Below are 18,940 nucleotides of genomic sequence, written 5' to 3'. Positions count from 1 at the left end.
CCGACTCTAGTGAGCGACCGGGCAGCCTGTGCTCTTGTAATCGACCTGGAACTCCTTGATGCCGTTGATCCAACCCGAGCGCAGACGGCGCGGATCACCGATCTTGGTGATGTCCGGGACGTTGTCGGCGATCGCGTTGAACATCAAGTCGATCTCCATACGAGCGAGGTTGGCACCGATGCAGAAGTGCGCGCCCGTTCCGCCGAAGCCCAAGTGCGGATTGGGGTTACGAGTGATGTCGAACGTCATCGGGTTCTCGAAGACGTCCTCGTCGAAGTTCGCGGAGCTGTACAGCATCACCACGCGCTGCCCCTTCTTGATCGACACTCCTGCCAATTCCGTGTCCTCGAGCGCGGTGCGCTGGAAGGCGGTGACGGGTGTCGCCCAACGGACGATCTCGTCGGCCGTCGTCTTGGGACGTTCCTTCTTGTACAGCTCCCACTGCTCGGGGTTGTCCAGGAACGCGATCATTCCGTGCGTGATGGCGTTGCGGGTGGTCTCGTTTCCTGCGACCGCCAGGATGAGCACGAAGAACCCGAACTCCTCCGGGCTCAAGGAGTCGCCGTCGATGTCGGCCTGGACCAGAGTGGTGACGATGTCGTCTGCCGGGCAGGTACGACGTGCGTCTGCCATTTGGTACGCGTATCCGAGGACCTCGGTGGACGCGACTGCCGGATCACCCTGGTATTCCGGGTCGTCGTAGCCCATCATCTCGTTGGACCACTTGAACAGCTTGTCTCGATCGTCCTGCGGTACACCGATCAGATCCGCGATCGCCTGGAGCGGCAGCTCGCTGGCAACCTGCTTCACGAAGTCGCCCGGGCCTTCGCTCACAGCGGTGTCGACGATGCTCCGTGCACGACGATCCAATTCGTCGCGCATGCCGTTGATCGCGCGAGGCGTGAACAGCTTCGAAATCAGCTTGCGGAGCTTGGTGTGCTCCGGTGCATCCTTGTTGAGCAGAAGATGACGGAGCATCTCGACGGCCTCACGTGGCATGTCGTCGGCGAAACGCGCGATCGCGGTGTTCTCCCAGCTCGAGAACACATCGCTGCGCTGGCTGACCTCTTTGACGTCAGCGTGACGCGAGACCACCCAGTAGCCCTCGTCCTGGAATCCACCGACCGTCGGCGGCTGCTCACACCACCACACGGGTGCGTTGCGACGCAGTTCGGCGAATTCCTCGAAAGGGATCCGCTCCCCGAGGACAGCAGGATCGGTGACGTCGAATCCGGCCGGCAGGTCAGGCGTGCGTGTTGTGTCCGAGATGGTCATGGCGTCCTCTGATCGGTCGAATGTGCGCTACACCACAGAGTAGCTTTCACTAACGGACTGTCAAGTGAAAGACGGAGAGTCTCGTGCAACTGACCCGTGAGAGCCCCCGCGGCACTAGGATCCTGGTAATGACAGATACCTCCGGCAGACTGACGCTGCGAGAGAAGCAGAAGCAGCGAACCCGCGCAGACCTCGTGGATGCCGCCGGCGCGCTCTTCACCGAACGCGGATACGCGGCTGTCACCGTCGAGGACATCGCCGGCCGGGTCGGTTGCAGCCGAGCCACCTTCTACCTGCACTTTCCCGGAAAGATCGACATCCTCAAGGCGCTCGGCTCGAACACCGTCGTATCCAGCACCCTCGCCATATTCCAGGATCTCGACCACGTACTCGATTCCGGTTCGCGCGAAGAATTCGCCGGCTGGATCAACCGCGCTCTCGACTGGTGCCGCGATCACCACCACATGATGCGGGCGTGGGACGAGGCCATGGTCCTCGAACCCGAGTTCCGCACACTGGCCCGCGAAGGCATCTCTGCACTGCCCAACGCGATGCCGTCGTACCTCGCCCGTTGGCCGCAGAATCGACACGACGAGGCGAAACTCCGGGTCGAACTCCTGCTGACACAGGTCGAGCGCTTCTTCATTCGCTGGGCGGAACAGGGCGCGATCACCGCGGGTGCGGACGTCGCAGCAGACGTTCTCACCGACATCTGGTTTCCGGCACTCACGCCGCCCACGACCGATGTCGCGGCGCCGCGATAGGTTGGCCCGATGCCACTCGATCTTCGAGCGATCCTCACCACCGTCGCTGCGCTCCTGTCCGGGATACTCGCTGCGCTGGCCCTGACCAATCCGGTTCTCCGTGACTGGGCCATCGTGGCCTCTCCGTCGGAAGTAGATCGCTGGATCAGCAGTGGACCCACCGCTGTCGGGCTCGGCGCCGTGGTTGCCGTGCTTGCCTGCGCACTCTCACAGCGTCGCGGCTCCCGTCGGGCAGCCTGGATCGCGATCACCGTCGGGGTCGCCGTCATCGCGATCATTCGGGCAGTCGTGCCCGAGGTTGCGTCACTGGACCTGCTGATCGCCGTGATCATCGTCAAAAGTGTTGCAGCCGGTGCGATTCTGGGTTGTGTGGTTGCCGTCAGTTGGGATCGCACCGCCACGAAGAACGCCACCCTCCTCGGCGTGCTTGCCGCCTTCCTCACGGTTCGCACGTTCGCCGGCGGGACGGGCCGGATGAGTACGTCTTCGGTAGGTGAGCCGTCGTGGTGGCTGATCGGCGCCACGGCCGCAGCAGCAATCGCCTGTGCAGTGACCGCGCAATCCGGCTTCCGGATCCGCATGCCCGACGCGGGCGAAATCCGCATAGCGCTCGTGGTGATCGCCGCGCTGGCGATCGGGCATCGAGTGCTCGGCGCCGTGATCGATCGCCAGCAGTACGCGTCCGAGGCAACTGCCTGGATCGTCATGGTCTTGGCAGCGGGCGCTGCGCTCGCGTTGACATGGATCGCCGCCTACCGTCTCGGCGACACCTCCGGTGCTGGTGGCAAGTTCCTCTGGGCCGCAACCGCTCTGGCCGCTGCGTCGGCTCCGCTGTTCGTCGACATCGCGAAGGGTTCCGGCCACTGGGGAGACCTGAAGTCCCCCTGGGTACTGGTGCTTTTCGCAGCCCTGCCGGTCGCCGTCGGATTGCGACTGCACAAGCAGGTGCCAAACCTCGTTCCCATCGCCGTTCTCGTTGCGGTACCGCTGTCAGAACTACTGCCCTTCGACTCCGCGCACGGTGTCTGGTCAATCGCACTGAAGATCACCTCGCTGGGTCTCGCCGCCGGATTGCTGTTCGGTGCCCTGGCTCCCGGCAGCCTGGTCGACGCCACACTCGGACTCGCCATTCCCTTTGCCGCAATGACCTTCTCGTCGATCGCCATTCTCACCGATCAGCTCACCGCGCCGCCAGAGTTGACAGCGGCAGACATTCAGCGATTGATGGAACTTCCCATCCCGGCGCACGTCAGCGCCAACGGAGGACTATTCGGACGCGGAATAGGCATCACCATCGACTACGTCACCCCTCAGACCGTCGGCGCTGCAATCCTCTTCGCCTTGATCATCGGCTTCTGCGGTGCAGCGATCCTCCGACGATCCCATCCACCCGTCGACACCACGGAATCTCGGATCGAACCGGAGCCAGTCGACTGACACACCGTCACCGGACTGAGACCTGCTATTGCGGTGCAACTGGTACCGGATTGACTATTTTGGAGCAGTGCCCATCGCCCGCAGGACGCTGCTCGTCGCGCTGAGTGGTGTGACGGCATTCGTCGTCACCGTCGTCGCCTTGGCACCGTTCGTGAACAGCCAGTCGACGTCGATTTCGACGGGCGACCGATTCTGGTCCATCTCGACCATCGGCGCCGGCGTCTTGGCTGTCGTCGCGGTCGGGACAGCCGCGATGATGGCCCGCTGCCGGTTGCGGACCGCGGCCATGACGGTCTTCGGTGGACTCCTACTCGAACTGCCCGGGCTCTACGATCACAACTTCGAGGCACTCTCACCCGTCGGTGCGGGAGTCGCTGTCGGCGCGGTCACGGTTGCTGCCGCTCCCCGGGTCCGAGCCGCTTCCGTCGCGGGAACGATTGTTGCCGTGCATGTCTCGGATTCACTCCTCGACGAAGACGCTATTCCTCGGCGGTACGCAGACTACATCGCCGACAACACCAACCAGTTTCAACCACCAGTGTTGGGGGCAACACTGCTCGCGCTGGCATTGGCCGCCGCCTGCGTCGCCGCGTTCTGGTTCCACGACTTCGACAAGGACCACCCCAAAGAACGGATGGCCGTTCGACCGGTGACTATCGCGGCGGTGCTCACTCTCTTCGGGGTCGCTGCGAATTGGTGGTTCGAGATCACCACCGTCACGGCGGCGGTGCCTCTACTACTCGTCGCGCTGGTGATCACGGTGATCTGCGCGCGGGTGCTGGGCGACGGCAGTCGTATCCTGCTGATGTGTACCGCTGCCGTCGCAACTCTGGCGGCGGTCTCGGCGAACCGTCCCGCAACCGAAGCTATGGAATGGTCGAAAACCCCCGCCTCCACCGCCGTCGTGATCGGACTCGTCATCGTCGCCGCGGCAGCGATCGGCGCGATCGCTCCCTCGCGAGTCGTCGGCTACGGATTGCTCCTGACGGTCACGGTCGCCGGGATCGTCAGCTACGCCACGTCGCCGTCGCCGAAGATCGGTGACGTTCTCACGATCAGCGATCTTCTTGTCGCCTTCACCGCTGCGGTCGTCACATACGCGATCGCCAGCGCGATGTACCGAGAGCCACCGCGGACCGGAGCGTCGCGAGCACTCGTCGGACTCGGTGTCATCTTCGGCCCGACGGCGCTGGCCCTGCTCGTCTATCCGCAGTTCGACTACGGATGGACGGCGTACACGCCGCTCGACGAGAACAAGCCCTTCAACGGCATCACAACGGTCGGCCCGTTCGAAATCTCGACCGACATTCTGATACTCGACGCCGTGGCGCTGATCATCGTGGCCGTCTGCGCCTACGTGAGTCTCCGATTGGGGCGGATCAATCGATCCGTTCCTCCGCCGATCAGTCGATCAGATCCATCGACGCCAGGCGATGGAACACTTTGAGCGATCCGGGCGCCACCTCGTCCATCGCTGCGTACTCGGCGAGCGTGAAGTAGCGGAACTCGGCGATCTCGCTGGTCGGGTGCGGGTCTCCGGCCATCTCCGCCAGATAACAACTCATGTGCAGGCCCGTGTCCGCGGAATGTCCGAAAGCGTGAGCCTCGAAGACGTCGAGGAACGTGACCGTCCCGTCGACCAGATCGACGTCGAGTTCCTCCCGAATTTCGCGGTGCAGTGCCTGCTCGGGCGTCTCCCCCGGGTCGATCTTTCCGCCGGCCATGTAGAACGCCGTCTTGCCCACGGAGCGGGTCTGGATCAGCTTGCGGTCACGAATGTGTGCAAGGGCGGCGGTACGGATGATCGTGGTGGGTGTCGACGAATTCACGTCGTCCAACCTACGTGTATCAGCGAGTGCCGATGATGTCCGAATCGACTCGCTGCACATCGAAACTGCCACGCCCGGTAATATGTACGCAAAGACAACCTCTCCGACAAGGTGAATTGTCTCGTTAATCCGATAGGTTCGATTTTGTTCGGACACCCCGCCGCCCGCTGACAACACGACGGAGTGCCTTTTGCTCGCTATCTTGCTTGCCCATGCCGTTGCCGCCCTCTTGGCTCCGCTTGTGGTGCGCAGGTTAGGGCGAAACGGCTTCTTCCCCCTCGCGATAGTCCCCCTCGCCGGCCTCGGCTGGGTCATCGACAAATGGGGCACCGTCGAGACGCTGCACATCACCTGGGTTCCAGGGCTGTCGATGGACATCGACTTCAGGTTCGACGCGCTTTCGGCCATCATGGCCGTGCTCGTCCTGGGTGTCGGCACGCTCATCCTGGTCTACTGCGCCCGCTATTTCACCGACGACGAACCTCGACTCGGTATCTTCGCCGCCGAGATGGTCGCCTTCGCGGGTGCCATGTTCGGGCTAGTGACCAGCGACAACATGCTGCTTCTCTACGTGTTCTGGGAACTGACAACGGTCCTGTCGTTCCTGCTCGTGGGTCACTACGCCGAACGCGCCACCAGCCGCCGCGCCGCGACCCAGGCACTGCTGGTCACCACCGCGGGTGGTCTGGCGATGTTGGTCGGCATGATCATCCTCGGCCAGGTCGGCGGCAGCTACAACCTGTCCGAACTGGTCGCGAACCCGCCGACGGGGTGGCTCCCGTCCGTCGCGATCGTCCTGATCCTGATCGGTGCGCTCTCCAAATCGGCAATCGTGCCCCTGCACTTCTGGCTTCCCGGTGCAATGGCCGCGCCAACCCCTGTCAGCGGTTATCTTCACGCTGCTGCAATGGTCAAGGCCGGTATCTACCTCGTCGCGCGCCTGGCTCCCGGGTACGCCGATTCGCCGCCGTGGCGCATCACCATCATCAGTTTGGGTCTGCTGTCGATGATCCTCGCCGGTTGGCGAGCCATGCGCGCGTACGACCTCAAACTCGTCCTCGCCTTCGGAACCGTCAGCCAACTCGGCTTCATGATGGTCCTGGTCGGCATCGGCACGCGTGACGCCGCCCTGGCCGGCATGACGATGGTCGTGGCGCACGCGATGTTCAAGGCCGCACTCTTCATGGTCGTTGGCATCATCGATCACACGACCGGTACCCGTGACCTGCGCAAACTTGCTCACCTGGGTAAAGCGGCACCCGCTCTCGCGATCATCGCGAGCCTCGCTGCCGCCAGCATGGCCGGTCTGCCACCGCTACTCGGATTCGTCGGCAAGGAAGCCGCACTCGAATCGGTGCTCGAAACGAACGCGCTCGGCCACTGGTCGTCCATCGCCGTCGTCACGGTGATCGTGTTGGGCTCGATCCTCACCGTCGGCTACAGCGTCCGCTTCATCTGGGGCGCCTTCGGACGTAAGACCCTGAGCAAGCCCAGCCCAGCCGTGAGCAAGATGCACAAGCCGGGTTGGCTGTTCCTGTTCGCGCCCGGCCTGCTCGCTGTTCTCGGTCTGGCCGCCGGCATTCTCTCGCCCCAGCTCGAGAAGCTGCTGACCCCGTACTCCACCACACTGGCCCCCGGACCTCACGCCGACTACCACCTCGCGCTGTGGCACGGATTCAACACTCCGCTGCTGCTCACCTGCATCGTCATCGCCGGCGGCATCGCGCTCTACATCGCGCAGCGTCAGATCAGCCGACTGCACTTCGAGCACCCGCCGCTCGGCAACGCCGACCGTATCTACGACGCGACCCTGCGCGGCATGGACACCATCTCGATGCGCCTGACCGGTGCCACTCAGCGTGGTTCGCTCCCCCGCACACAGTCGACGATTCTCGCGACGCTGGTCGTTGTGCCGCTGTTCCTGCTGATCATCGACACCGATGGCGGCGGAGTCGACCTTCGGATGTGGGATTCACCCATCCAGTTCACTATCGCGCTGATGATGATCTCGGCCGCCATCGCCGCGACGCTGATGCGCAACCGACTCGCCAGCGTCATCCTCGTCGGACTCACCGGCTACGGCTGCGGCGTGTTGTTCGCGCTGCACGGCGCACCCGACCTCGCGCTGACCCAGTTCCTCGTCGAGACACTGACACTGGTGATCTTCGTGCTCGTGCTCCGGAAGTTCCCCGCCGAAGTCGACGAGAGCAAGGCGATCGGCTTCAAGTGGCCGCGTGCCGCACTCGCTGTCGCCGTCGGTATCACCGTCACCACCATCGCGGCCTTCGCGACCAATGCCCGAAACACTCGTCCGATCTACGAGCTGCTTCCCGACGCTGCCTACGACCTGGGCAACGGCAAGAACGTCGTCAACGTCCTACTCGTCGACATCCGCGCATGGGACACCCTCGGTGAGATCTCGGTGCTGCTGGTAGCTGCGACAGGCGTCGCCAGCCTCGTCTTCCGCAACCGCCGGTTCGGTATCGCGCCGCGCGTCGCGGACGCCCCCTCCGTCATCGTCGACAAGGCAGCTGCCAACTCGGACACGACGTGGTTGCGCGGCGGAGACCTCATCGATCCTCGACACCGTTCGCTGGTTCTCGAGGTCACCACGAGGTTGATCTTCCCGACCATCATGGTGTTGTCGATCTACTTCTTCTTCTCCGGTCACAATGCCCCCGGTGGCGGTTTCGCCGGAGGCCTGACGGCGGGCCTGGCGCTGGTACTTCGGTACCTCGCCGGCGGACGCTACGAACTCGGTGAAGCCGTACCCATCGACGCGGGCAAGATTCTCGGCCTCGGTTTGGCGCTGGCCGCGGGCACCGCCCTGGTGTCGCTGTTCCTCGGCGCCCCGGCGCTCTCGTCCGCCGTCTTCGAGTTCACACTCCCGCTCATCGGCCACGTCAAACTGGTCACCGCACTGTTCTTCGACCTGGGCGTCTACCTCATCGTGGTCGGCCTGGTCTTGGACGTACTCCGAAGTCTCGGCGCCCGCCTCGACGCAGAAATCGAGGTGAAAGCACCATGAGCGCAAATATCGGAATGCTGATCCTGATCGGCGTCCTCACGTCGGCCGGTGTCTACCTGCTGATCGAACGAAGCATCACCCGGATGCTCCTCGGACTGCTCCTGTTCGGCAACGCCATCAACCTCTTGATCCTCACTGTTGGTGGATCGGACGGGAATCCGCCCATCGTCGGCCGAGATTCGGTCCACGAGGAGATAGCGGATCCGCTCGCCCAGGGCATGATCCTGACGGCCATCGTGATCACGATGGGTATCGCCGGCTTCGTTCTGGCACTGGCGTACCGGTCTTACAAGATCAACACCGCCGACGCCGTCGAGGACGATCCCGAGGACACCAAGGTTCTCAAGCGTCGCCTGCCTGCCGACGCTCCCGACCACGACCGCTCCGACGACCCGGTCACCGGTGCCCCGAGCATCGGCGGCGACGCATTCGACAAGGACGGCAACCCTATTCCCCTCGAACAACTGGTCAACCTCGAGGACATCGAATGCTACGACGACCTCCACGACGGCGACTTCGAGGACGAACCGGTACCCGACTGGGCCACCGACCTTGCTCGTAAGAAGGAATCCGAGAAGCGGCGCAAAGACGCTCGCCAGACCAAGATCGAGGGAGGTGGAGGCGCATGACCATCTCGGACAACCTGATGGGAGCCCTTGCGCCCCTGCCCGTCTTGATCCCGATGCTGGCCGCAGCTGCGACGCTGGTCGTCGGCCGACGTCCTCGTTTTCAGCGCGTGATCACACTGATCGCGCTCGTCGGCGTCGTCGCGGTGTCGGGCTTGCTGCTCTACCTCGCCGACCGCGACGGTACGACGGCCGTTCAGGTCGGCGGCTGGGACTCCCCCATCGGCATCACACTCGTGGTCGACCGTCTCTCGGCGATGATGCTCGTGGTCTCGTCGGTGGTGTTGCTCGCCGTCATGATCTACGCGATCGGTCAGGGTATTCGCGACGGCAGCGAGGCCCAGCCGGTCTCGATCTTCCTGCCGACCTATCTCGCATTGACCGCCGGTATCTCCAACGCGTTCCTCGCCGGTGACCTCTTCAACCTCTACGTCGGATTCGAGGTTCTGCTCGCCGCGAGTTTCGTGCTCCTGACGCTCGGTGCCAGCGCCGACCGCGTCCGGGCCGGTGTCTCGTACGTGATGGTCTCGATGGTGTCCTCGCTGATCTTCCTGGCGGGCATCGCTTTCGCCTACGCGGCGACCGGCACCCTCAACATGGCCGACATGGCCCTGCGCTTCGACAACATTCCGCCGGGCACACGAACCGCCATCTTCGCTGTCCTGCTCGTGGCGTTCGGCATCAAGGCCGCGGTTTTCCCGCTGTCCGCGTGGCTACCGGACTCGTATCCGACCGCGCCCGCACCGATCACCGCCGTCTTCGCCGGGTTGCTCACCAAGGTCGGTGTGTACGCGATCATCCGCGCACACTCACTGCTGTTCCCGCAAGGAGAACTCGACAACGTACTGATGGTGTGCGGCCTGCTCACGATGGTGGTCGGCATCATGGGTGCCATCGCGCAGAGCGACATCAAACGTCTGCTCTCGTTCACACTGGTCAGCCATATCGGTTACATGATCTTCGGTATCGCACTGTCCACGACGTCCGGGCTGTCCGGCGCGATCTACTACGTCGCCCACCACATCATCGTGCAGACGACGCTCTTCCTCGTCGTGGGTCTGATCGAACGACAAGCCGGGTCGTCGTCGCTGCGCCGTCTCGGCGGTCTGGCGGCGGCCAGCCCGATCCTCGCGATCGTCTTCCTGATCCCGGCGCTGAATCTCGGTGGTATCCCGCCGTTCTCGGGCTTCATCGGCAAGGTCGCGCTCCTTCAGGCCGGTGCGGCCGACGCCAGCGCGTTGGCTTGGATCCTCGTTGCCGGCGGCACGATCACCAGCTTGCTGACGCTCTACGCCGTCGCCCGCGTGTGGACCAAGGCTTTCTGGCGAGCCCGGGCCGACGCGCCCGAAGGTGACCTCGCCGACGTCAGCCCGTCAGCGTTGATCGACGAGTCCGAAGAGGACATCGCGTTCGTCGACCGCGAGGATGTCGGCAAGATTCCGCTCTTCATGCTGATTCCGACGGTCGGACTTGTCATCGTCGGTCTGGCACTGACGGTGTTCGCGGGCCGGATCATCGACATCAGCGACAGAGCGGCGAAGGACCTGCAGGACCGGTCCATCTACATCGACGCGGTTCTCGGCAACCACCGGCCCGTGCCGGTCGACGAAGCTCCCGTCGCTGCAGACGACCCTGCTGTAGCTCCCAGTACCGATGTCCCGAATACCGAGGCCCCGAACACCGACGTCCCGAATACCGAGGAGGCTCCGCGATGAAACGCGAACAGGTACTCCGCGTCGGGATCCTGCTGTGGCTGATGGTCGTATGGATCCTGTTGTGGGGCAACATCAGTTTCGGCAACATCTTCGGCGGACTCGCCGTCGGCCTGATCATCATGGTCCTGCTTCCCCTCCCCCGCGTACCGGTCGAGGGTCGGGTACATCTGCTGTCGATTCTGCGTCTGTTGTGGATGATCGTGTACTACGCGATCCAGTCGAGTATCCAGGTCGCGTGGCTGGCGATCCGTCCGTCGCCGCCGCCGGTCACCGGAGTTCTGCGGTACCAACTCGGGATCAAGTCCGACCTGGTTCTCACGCTGTGCATCGACGTTCTCAACCTGATCCCCGGCACGATGGTTCTCGAGATCGACCAGAACCGACGCATCGTCTACGTCCACGTGCTCGACGTCGGCTCGCAGAAAGCCGTCAGCGCGTTCTACCGCTCGGTGGAGGACCTCGAGCGGTTGTTCATCGCGTCGTTCGAACGTGATTCGGACTGGCAACCCAGCCCATGGCACCAGCGCGACTACGAATTCGATGCACCCCGGCAGGAGGACCAACCATGAACGGGTTCATCACCACGATCTTGATCATTTCCGGAGTGATTCTGCTGATCGCCGCCGTACTGACCACGTTCCGATTGCTCGACGGTCCGAGCTCACTCGACCGCCTCGTCGCCCTGGACACGATCATCGCGGTCTCGATGTGTGGACTCGCGGTCTGGGCCGCGTACAGCAAAGACACGACCATCGTTCCCGCGATCGTCGCGCTGGCGCTGGTCGGCTTCATCGGTTCGGTGTCCGTCGCGCGCTTCCGGGTGAGTGACCAGTGATCGGCAACATCCTCGACACGATCGGGGCCATCTCCATCTTCCTCGGCGCGCTGCTCGCGCTGACCGCCGCGGTGGGAATCGTTCGCTTCCCCGACACTCTGCGTCGTATGCACGCGGCCACGAAACCTCAGGTGGTCGGACTGATCTTGGTCCTGATGGGCGCCGTGTTCCTGCTTCGTGGGAGCGTCGACATCTGGATGTTGGTCCTGGTGGGCATCTTCACGCTGCTGACGGCGCCCGTGATCGCGCACAGCGTCGGCCGAGTCGCCTACCGCGAACAGCGCGAAGAGGACGACCTCATGAAGATCAACGAGCTGGAAGACCCGGACTCTCTCCTGTAACGGCATCCCACTCGCCGTCGCGCTCGCCCCACACCGCAAGAGCAGTGCCGGGGCGGGCGAAGAAGGTGGCGAAGTACGCCACCGACATGAGAACCAGGACAGCCATCAGCAGCGGCCCGAAGATCGCCGGGTACTCGGCCATCTGCACCGCAGCGAACCGGTACGAGAGCAACAATCCCGCCAGGAGTGCCGAGCCACCGATCAACAGACGCACTCGGAACCACCCCCAGCCTCGCTCCGGATCCCGTAGCGCCGCATCGAGGGTCAAGCACAGGACGGCACCGGCAATGAGGTCGACGCCGTAGTGGAATCCGAAACCGAGCGTCGCGGTCAGGGTCGCAACGAGCCAGAACGATCCCAGGCTGCGAATCCACCACGGCCCGCTGCGCGAGTGGATAAACAATGCGACCGCCCACGCGGTGTGCAGGCTCGGCATGCAGTTTCGCGGTGCGGCGTCGTCGAACGGCAGCGACGACGGTGATGCGAAGTCGAAGTTGGGCACGATGTTCGGCCAGTAGTCACCGATCTGGAATCCGAACCCACGCGGACCGAAGGCGAACACCGGGCCGACCACCGGGAACAGGACGTAGAAGATCGGGCCGATCAGCCCGATGAGCAGGAACGTGCGCAGCAGGTGATGCGACGGCCATCCCTTACGTACTTGATAGAGAGCAACCACGATCACCGCGACCGGCAGTTCGACGTAGATCCAGTCGAGGGCTGCTGCACCGACGGGGCCCATGGCGTCGACGATCTGGCCCATCACCCACGACGGATTCCCGAGAGCCTGGTCGGCGAGGAACACGTACTCGTCCCACACGTCGGTGCCGACGAGAATGGTGATCTCCAGCCACGTCTCGGCAACCTTGGCCGCGATGATGAGCAACGCGCCCAGCGCGACGCCGTGCAGAACGCTGAGTCGACGCTCACCGGACAACTTCCACACCGCGTACACCGCGATGGCCGTCAGCACCCAGGTGCCGCCGGTGCCCATAGTCAGCGGTCCACCCGAGAACCAGCGGATCGCGCCGACGACCACGTCGATCACGACGGCCGCGGATACCGCGTAGATGCGTTCTTTGTTGTTCAGTCCGACGAGCGCGAGAGCGAGGCCCACCCAAGGCATGGTCGCGGAGCGGGGAACGAGGAAGTAGTCACCAAACAGGCTTTCCACCGGACCGAGATAGCCCTTGTACGACGCGAACGCCTGCACGCCCAGGACCAGCACGGTCAATGCTGCTGTGCCGATCAGAAGGAGTCGGTGAGAACTCGACCACGAACGGTCCGACTGTCCGGGTGCGCCCCCTCGTTGGGACCAACTGTCTATCAACACCGGACAATAGTAAACGGCGTGTGAACTGAATATGGACACCCACTGGACAAACGGTTGGTATGCCCGGATTTCCAGTCCGCGAAACAGCCATTCGCACTGTGAACCTGCTAGGTGCCCAACTCTGCGACCAAGGCGTCGACGACCGCAACCAGATCGCCGCCCGTCGCTTCCGCGACACGACGTTGCCGCTGGTAGGACGCGCCGCGACGGGGAATGTCCGCCACCGACGCCAACTCGTCCGCGCAGCCGAGTGAGACCGCAATCGGCGCCAAGTCGTCGAGCAGGCGATCCAGATCGTCAGTGACGAGGCACTCGTTTGCGTCGGAGTCGAGGATGATCTCGGCGTCCAGTCCGTATCTCGCTGCGCGCCACTTGTTTTCCTTGACGTGCCACGGCTGCATGTTCGGCAGAGTCTCACCGGCGCTCAGTCTGCGGTCCAGATCGACGATGAGGCAGTGGACCAGAGCAACGAGGGCACCCAGTTCGGCGCGTGTCGAGACGCCGTCGAACACCCGGACCTCGATGGTTCCCCACTTCGGCGCGGGACGGATGTCCCAGTGCATGCCACCGATCTTGGTGATCACACCGGTCTTCATCTGGTCGTCGATGAACGACTCGTATTCGGCCCAGTTCTCGAACTGGTACGGAAGACCTGCGGTGGGGAGCTGCTGGAACATCAACGCTCGATTGGACGCATAGCCGGTGTCGACACCGGCCCACATCGGCGAGGATGCCGACAGCGCCAGCAAATGCGGATAGCGCTGCAGCAGTGCGTTGATGATGGGGAAAACGCGGTCCGCGGACGAGACACCCACGTGGACATGCACGCCCCAGATCAGCATCTGCCGACCCCACCACTGCGTGCGTTCGATGAGCTCGTCGTAGTCGGGCGTCCGGGTGACCAACTGAGTCGACCATTGCGCGAACGGGTGCGTGCCCGCGCTGATGAGGTCGACGCCCAGCGGATTCGCAGCGCGACGCAGCAGATCCAGTGACCTGTCGAGATCACTCATCGCCTCGCCGACCGTCGAATGAATACCCGTGACGAGTTCGACGGTATTTCGCAGTAGTTCCTTGGTGATGTGCGGGGTTTCGGAGCCGGCAAGCTCTTCGACCGCCGAAAACACCTCGGCTGCTGTGTTGGAGAGATCTCTGGTCTTGCGATCGACCAGCGCGATCTCCCACTCCACGCCCAGCGTCGGGCGCGGCGAACCTGGAAATGGAACTACCACGCAGAGAATCCAATCACAGTGTCGGTAAAAACACCGTGCTGGCTACTGCGTGGTAGTCGCCGGAAGTGATGCAAAACTCAGGTGAGTTTGTCAGCTCTTGGTGATGACACCGCAAGCAACGCGTCCGCCTGCGTCACCGGTGTCGAGGGTCTGCTGGTCCGGTGCCGGCGCGTAACGCGTCGGGATGTTGCCGAAGTTGTCCGCTCCGGCGTGGATCATGACGGATGTTCCACCGTTTGCGACCAGTTCGTCGACGGTGAATGCATCGGTGGTGGTGACCAGCGTGGCGGTGCCGTCTTCGAGGACCTGAACCGAAGTGAGGTCGCCGCTCGCCGGGTGGCCCGTGTGACCCTCGGCCTGGAAGTGTCCGCCTGCCGAGAGGAAGTTACCCGGCTCTCCGCCGCTGGGGGCAACGGAATTGGTCTCGCACTTGGCGACCTGGTGGACGTGGAATCCGTGGAAGCCGGGGGTGAGGCCCTTGGCGTCGAGGGTGACCTTGACGTCGCTACCTTCCTGCGCGAACGTGACCGTTCCGACCTTGGCGCCGTCGGTGCCGTTCAGCGTTGCGGTGACCGTTTCGGCAGAAGCGCCGGCGTGAGCCGTCTCGGAACCGTGGCCGCCCGCGCTTTCGTGCGCGCTGGGATCGGCTGCACCGGTCCACACCGGAGGAGTCGTGCCGGGGACGCTGCTGGGCTCTTCGCTGTTACTGCAAGCGGTCAAGCCGAAAGCGGCAATCGCGACTACAGGGGCAACGACGCGCCAGGACATACGCCGGGTGCTGCTGGGGGCCATCGAACCGCTCCTTTGAGGTGGCGAGAAAGTGCTTCTGATCATAACGGCGCGTGTAGTAGCTGGAACCGACGGGTCAGTTCCACCTTCACGACCGGTCAGTTGGAGGTCACGATCACGATCACGCCAGGTGACGCGTTCGCGATGCCGGCGAATCGAGGCTCTGCGGAGACTCCGAGTTCAGCCGCGATCTTCTGCGCCGCTGCCTTCTCCGCCGCGGACGATCCGTAATACACCGTCGTCGTACTGACGGTGCCCTCGCTGTAGTTACCCGTCTCCTCGACGTTCCAACCTGCTGCCGTCAATTCCTCGGCGGTACCTGCTGCCAGACCCGAGACGGTGCTGTTGTTGAGAACTCGAACGCTGACATTCGACGTGTCGGTGCCGCTCGCGGAGCTGGAAGTCGTGGTCGTCGCAGTTCCCGAGGGACGCGAGGTAGTGGTGGTATCGCCCGAAGCGGGTTGCGTCGTCGCTGCCGGCTTGGAAGTGGCAGGTGCCGGCGCGGGGGCGCTCGTCGTGGCAGGCGCCGAGGATTCGGTCTGCTCTGCTGCGGTGTTCTCGTCGCTCGATCCACCGAGTGAGGCTGCTCCGAGACCGATGAACACGATCGCCAACGCGATCAACACCATGGCGATTGCGCGAAGCGGAGGTCCGGACGGCTGCTCTTTCGGGGTACTCACGATGTCGACCTTATCGCCAGTGCGTGGACAGCCCGATCATATGTACGCGTGATTCAGGTGACCTCGAAGCCGAGGCGACGCGCGGCCCTGGCCTTCTGACGGCTGGCGCGCAGACGACGCAGGCGCTTGACCAGCATGGGATCAGCCGCCAAGGATTCGGGGCGATCGACCAAGGCATTGAGAACCTGGTAGTAGCGGGTTGCCGACATGTCGAACAACTCCTTGATGGCTTCTTCCTTCGCACCGGCGTACTTCCACCACTGACGCTCGAAGGAGAGGATGTCGTGCTCCCGGCGGGTGAGGCCGTCTTCGCCGACCTCGTGCATGCCTGCTGTATCTACTACCGAATCGTCGGCGCCAGTGCCTTCGGACTGGTTCCGACTACGCGCGGTTGCGCCGTCCATGTCACTCCTCGACTGCTGTGCTCGGCGTCAGCGAGACTCGTATGCCCGGTGTTCTTTTCCGACCGATATTCTCGCGGCCGTGAGTTTCCCGGTCCCCTGGCCCGAAGGTAACTCACAATTTCCCCCGCGGCCCACGTTCCGACCGAGCAACGAATTACATCGCTGTTCTTCAGCAACCATTGAACCATGATCGAGTGTGCGGGCCGTGATAACTACGCGGGCGCGCCGCACTATCCTTGTCCGCATGGCTATCCTCCCCATCCGAATCGTCGGCGACCCGGTACTGCACAAGGCGACAGAGCCGGTCACTCAGTCCCCGGCCGAGATCGCCGAACTGGTCGCAGACATGTACGAGACGATGGACGCTGCCAACGGCGTCGGTCTGGCGGCCAATCAGGTCGGTGTTCCACTGCGAGTCTTCGTCTACGACTGCCCCGGCGACGACCGCAGCAGCGAGCGTCGACGCGGCGTCGTCGTGAACCCGGTACTCGAGACGTCCGAAATCCCCCAGACGATGCCCGACCCGGACGAAGACTTCGAGGGTTGCCTGTCCGTTCCGGGCGAGCAGTTCCCGACGGGTCGCGCCGATTGGGCGAAGGTCACCGGCACCGACGCCGACGGCAACCCGATCGAGGTCGAGGGCACCGGATTCTTCGCACGGATGCTCCAGCACGAGACCGGGCATCTCGACGGTTTCCTCTACACGGACGTACTCATCGGCCGCAACGCGCGTGCTGCCAAGAAGATCATCAAGCGTTCCGGTTGGGGCAAGCCCGGTCTGACCTGGACGCCGGGGACCGTCGACGATCCGTTCGGTCACGACGACGACGATTACGAAGACTGAGAATTCTGCTCTGAACGGCAACATTTCGATCGGTAGCCGGGTGGTTTTGCGATACAAGCTCCCACCCGGCTATTCGCATCCCATGACCGACGTCATCGGCATCCTCGAGGGCGCCGATCCCATCGCCGTCCGCGCCGGCGACGGTCGGCTGGTCCAGGTCTCCGCCGATCAGGTGATCGCGCTCAAGAGTCTCTCGGCCCGCCCGATTCGCATCGGCGAGATTCGAAACCTCGAAACGGCTGCTGCGGCGGCGTGGCCGGGTGTCGAGCAGGCGTGGATCGACGGTTGGTTGCTGCGCGCCGGTCACGGTGTCACCGGCCGCGCCAATTCGGCTTTGCCGCTCGGTGGTGCGGGGGCGGTTGCCGGCTTCGACGCGAGCACCATCGAGCGGATACGCCAGTGGTTCGGTGACCGCGGCCTGCCGACCCTGCTGCTCCTCCCCGATCGACTCGGCACCGCTCCGGACGGGTGGACCAGCAAGAAGGAAACCATCGTGATGGCCGCCGATCTGGACAATGTCACGCTGCCGCTCGGTCCTCCGGTCACCTCGTTCGCCGACCACCCCAACCACAACTGGCTGTCGATGTACGACGCCCACGGCGATCCGGCGTACGTCGAGGCGGTCCTCACGGCTGTCGTGGGCACTGCAACTTTCGGCGCGATCGGAAACACCGACACGACGCTTGCCATCGGGCGCGCTGCGCTCACCGAGGCGCCCGACCACAAACGCTGGGTAGGACTGACCGGCATTCACGTCGCCCCTGAACACCGTCGTCACGGAATCGGGTCGCTGATCTGCGGAGATCTACTCTCCTGGGGTCGTGAGAACGGTGCGACGCACGCGTACCTCCAGGTTTCGGCGGACAACTTCGCGGCGATCGCGCTCTACGAGCAGCTCGGATTCGTCGAACACCACCGCTACCGATACGCCACCGATCCTGTCGGCGGCTGACGCTAGGCTTGCCCTCGTGCGCATCGCTACCTGGAACGTCAACTCCGTCCGTGCCCGTACCGACAGGATCATCGACTGGCTCGGTCGATCCGACGTCGACGTCCTGGCAATGCAGGAAACCAAGTGCAAGGACGAGCAGTTTCCGTACGAACGCTTCAAGGAAATCGGCTACGAGGTCGCCCACGTCGGGTTGAGCCAGTGGAACGGTGTCGCCATCGCTTCCCGCGTCGGCTTGGACGACGTGCAGATCGGATTCGAGGATCAGCCCGGATTCGACAAGGATCCCGAGGCAGACCCGGTCCGCGAGGCACGTGCGATCGGTGCGACCTGCGGCGGTGTGCGGGTGTGGAGCCTGTACGTCCCCAACGGCCGTGAGCTGGAAGACCCGCATTACGCCTACAAGCTGGATTGGCTGGCCAAGCTGCGCGACGACGCGGAGGGCTGGCTCAAGCAGGATCCCGACGCGCAGATCGCCCTGGTCGGCGACTGGAACGTCGCTCCCACGGACGACGACGTGTGGGATCCCGCTTTCTTCGAGGGCAAGACCCACACGTCGGAGCCGGAACGAGCTGCGTTCACCGCCTTCACCGAGTCCGGGTTCGCGGACGTAGTTCGCCCGTACACACCCGGTCCCGGCGTGTACACGTACTGGGATTACACGCAGCTTCGCTTCCCGAAGAAGCAGGGCATGCGAATCGACTTCATCCTCGGCTCACCGGCATTCACAGCTCGCGTCGAGGCGGCCGAGATCGATCGAAACGAGCGAAAAGGCAAGGGCGCCAGCGATCACGCTCCGGTGATCGTGAATCTCGGGTGATCGTGAATCTCGGAGCCTGATCGTCTGTTTGCACCCTCG

19 protein-coding genes are annotated in these 18,940 nt (G+C 63.8%); 12 read left to right on the top strand and 7 right to left on the bottom strand.

Annotated features, from left to right (window positions below):
- Positions 1-6: 6 nt before the first annotated feature.
- Positions 7-1,275 (bottom strand): cytochrome P450, encoded by a 1,269-nt coding sequence (locus AOT96_RS18020; protein ID WP_003945041.1) that lies wholly within the window; start codon positions 1,273-1,275, stop codon positions 7-9.
- Positions 1,276-1,403: 128 nt separating this feature from the next.
- Between AOT96_RS18020 and AOT96_RS18015 the strand changes: the two genes are divergently transcribed.
- The 3 genes from AOT96_RS18015 to AOT96_RS18005 all read left to right on the top strand — a co-directional run bounded on the left by AOT96_RS18015 (position 1,404) and on the right by AOT96_RS18005 (position 4,923).
- Positions 1,404-2,039 (top strand): TetR/AcrR family transcriptional regulator, encoded by a 636-nt coding sequence (locus tag AOT96_RS18015; RefSeq protein WP_003945046.1) that lies wholly within the window; start codon positions 1,404-1,406, stop codon positions 2,037-2,039.
- 9 nt (positions 2,040-2,048) lie between these two features.
- Positions 2,049-3,476, top strand: a complete 1,428-nt coding sequence (locus AOT96_RS18010) for a hypothetical protein (RefSeq protein WP_065352096.1) — start codon at positions 2,049-2,051, stop codon at positions 3,474-3,476.
- Positions 3,477-3,543: 67 nt separating this feature from the next.
- Positions 3,544-4,923, top strand: a complete 1,380-nt coding sequence (locus AOT96_RS18005) for a hypothetical protein (RefSeq protein ID WP_223304380.1) — start codon at positions 3,544-3,546, stop codon at positions 4,921-4,923.
- Here AOT96_RS18005 and AOT96_RS18000 read toward each other — a convergent pair.
- The gene (locus tag AOT96_RS18000; RefSeq protein ID WP_007730102.1) at positions 4,880-5,305 is read right to left on the bottom strand and encodes an NUDIX hydrolase; all 426 of its coding nucleotides are present in this window, start codon (positions 5,303-5,305) and stop codon (positions 4,880-4,882) included. The genes AOT96_RS18005 and AOT96_RS18000 overlap by 44 nt on opposite strands.
- A gap of 190 nt (positions 5,306-5,495) precedes the next feature.
- Here AOT96_RS18000 and AOT96_RS17995 point away from each other — a divergent pair, with 190 nt between their 5' ends.
- From AOT96_RS17995 to mnhG, 6 genes are read left to right on the top strand one after another with little or no spacing between them, the layout of a single operon-like run.
- Complete coding sequence (locus tag AOT96_RS17995; protein ID WP_007730104.1) at positions 5,496-8,333, top strand: Na+/H+ antiporter subunit A; 2,838 nt, start codon at positions 5,496-5,498, stop codon at positions 8,331-8,333.
- Positions 8,330-8,962: a Na(+)/H(+) antiporter subunit C gene (locus AOT96_RS17990; RefSeq protein ID WP_003945054.1), complete on the top strand. Its 633-nt coding sequence runs from the start codon at positions 8,330-8,332 to the stop codon at positions 8,960-8,962. The genes AOT96_RS17995 and AOT96_RS17990 overlap by 4 nt, the downstream gene beginning before the upstream one ends.
- Entirely contained in the window at positions 8,959-10,674 is a 1,716-nt protein-coding gene (locus AOT96_RS17985; protein ID WP_054827818.1) for a Na+/H+ antiporter subunit D, read from the top strand. Before AOT96_RS17990 ends, AOT96_RS17985 begins: the two co-directional genes overlap by 4 nt.
- Positions 10,671-11,243, top strand: a complete 573-nt coding sequence (locus AOT96_RS17980; protein WP_003945063.1) for a Na+/H+ antiporter subunit E — start codon at positions 10,671-10,673, stop codon at positions 11,241-11,243. Before AOT96_RS17985 ends, AOT96_RS17980 begins: the two co-directional genes overlap by 4 nt.
- Positions 11,240-11,509: a monovalent cation/H+ antiporter complex subunit F gene (locus tag AOT96_RS17975; RefSeq protein ID WP_003945061.1), complete on the top strand. Its 270-nt coding sequence runs from the start codon at positions 11,240-11,242 to the stop codon at positions 11,507-11,509. The genes AOT96_RS17980 and AOT96_RS17975 overlap by 4 nt, the downstream gene beginning before the upstream one ends.
- Entirely contained in the window at positions 11,506-11,850 is a 345-nt protein-coding gene (gene mnhG, locus AOT96_RS17970; RefSeq protein ID WP_003945045.1) for a monovalent cation/H(+) antiporter subunit G, read from the top strand. Before AOT96_RS17975 ends, mnhG begins: the two co-directional genes overlap by 4 nt.
- Here mnhG and AOT96_RS17965 read toward each other — a convergent pair.
- The 5 genes from AOT96_RS17965 to AOT96_RS17945 all read right to left on the bottom strand — a co-directional run bounded on the left by AOT96_RS17965 (position 11,816) and on the right by AOT96_RS17945 (position 16,288).
- Positions 11,816-13,183: a phosphatase PAP2 family protein gene (locus AOT96_RS17965; protein WP_003945056.1), complete on the bottom strand. Its 1,368-nt coding sequence runs from the start codon at positions 13,181-13,183 to the stop codon at positions 11,816-11,818. The genes mnhG and AOT96_RS17965 overlap by 35 nt on opposite strands.
- 107 nt (positions 13,184-13,290) lie before the next feature.
- Positions 13,291-14,415, bottom strand: coding sequence for a glutamate--cysteine ligase (locus tag AOT96_RS17960; RefSeq protein ID WP_003945034.1), 1,125 nt, complete (start codon positions 14,413-14,415; stop codon positions 13,291-13,293).
- 90 nt (positions 14,416-14,505) lie between these two features.
- On the bottom strand, positions 14,506-15,207 hold the full coding sequence (sodC, locus tag AOT96_RS17955; RefSeq protein ID WP_007730117.1) for a superoxide dismutase[Cu-Zn]: 702 nt from the start codon (positions 15,205-15,207) through the stop codon (positions 14,506-14,508).
- Between the two features lie 95 nt (positions 15,208-15,302).
- Positions 15,303-15,884: a LytR C-terminal domain-containing protein gene (locus tag AOT96_RS17950; RefSeq protein WP_064443285.1), complete on the bottom strand. Its 582-nt coding sequence runs from the start codon at positions 15,882-15,884 to the stop codon at positions 15,303-15,305.
- Between the two features lie 53 nt (positions 15,885-15,937).
- Entirely contained in the window at positions 15,938-16,288 is a 351-nt protein-coding gene (locus tag AOT96_RS17945) for a DUF3263 domain-containing protein (protein ID WP_007730120.1), read from the bottom strand.
- 244 nt (positions 16,289-16,532) lie between these two features.
- Between AOT96_RS17945 and AOT96_RS17940 the strand changes: the two genes are divergently transcribed.
- Genes AOT96_RS17940 through AOT96_RS17930 form a run of 3 tightly spaced genes read left to right on the top strand, consistent with a single transcriptional unit; the run spans position 16,533 to position 18,901 of the window.
- Positions 16,533-17,132, top strand: coding sequence for a peptide deformylase (locus AOT96_RS17940; RefSeq protein WP_065352095.1), 600 nt, complete (start codon positions 16,533-16,535; stop codon positions 17,130-17,132).
- A gap of 10 nt (positions 17,133-17,142) precedes the next feature.
- The gene (locus tag AOT96_RS17935) at positions 17,143-18,084 is read left to right on the top strand and encodes an N-acetylglutamate synthase, CG3035 family (protein ID WP_442978621.1); all 942 of its coding nucleotides are present in this window, start codon (positions 17,143-17,145) and stop codon (positions 18,082-18,084) included.
- A gap of 16 nt (positions 18,085-18,100) precedes the next feature.
- On the top strand, positions 18,101-18,901 hold the full coding sequence (locus AOT96_RS17930; RefSeq protein ID WP_065352094.1) for an exodeoxyribonuclease III: 801 nt from the start codon (positions 18,101-18,103) through the stop codon (positions 18,899-18,901).
- The last annotated feature ends 39 nt before the right edge of the window (positions 18,902-18,940 follow it).

The sequence above is a fragment of the Rhodococcus sp. 008 genome (assembly GCF_001682295.1).
Taxonomy (GTDB): Bacteria; Actinomycetota; Actinomycetes; order Mycobacteriales; family Mycobacteriaceae; genus Rhodococcus_F; species Rhodococcus_F qingshengii.
This window is presented reverse-complemented; position numbering and strand designations above follow the sequence as displayed.